The organism is Psychromonas aquatilis (genome assembly GCF_038155185.1).
Taxonomy (GTDB): domain Bacteria; phylum Pseudomonadota; class Gammaproteobacteria; order Enterobacterales; family Psychromonadaceae; genus Psychromonas; species Psychromonas aquatilis.
Genome location: NZ_JBAKAZ010000516.1, coordinates 1 through 206, shown reverse-complemented (window position 1 = coordinate 206; position 206 = coordinate 1). Strand labels below are relative to the sequence as shown.

Annotated in this window: 1 protein-coding gene; it reads right to left on the bottom strand. The window is 34.0% G+C overall.

Annotation, left to right across the window (positions count from 1 at the left end):
* Positions 1 to 193 (bottom strand): DUF3461 family protein (locus V6256_RS16355; protein WP_341599223.1); only part of this gene is annotated, 193 nt, incomplete at its 3' end.
* Between the last annotated feature and the right edge of the window lie 13 nt (positions 194 to 206).

Here is a 206-nt window from a genome sequence, read left to right as displayed (position 1 = left end):
GGTCAGACAATACTTGTTTTTCTAGTTCCTTTTCTGAACTAACTTGTAAACTTAAGCTATCTAACTCTTGAATTATTTTATGTAAGGTTCGATTTATCTCTGACAATTTAGTCGTACTTTGCTCATGTTGACCACTGCTAACTGTTTTCCTTTCGCGTTGGATTTTATAATTACTACTGCGTCCTATTAACATGCCACCTTCTTAA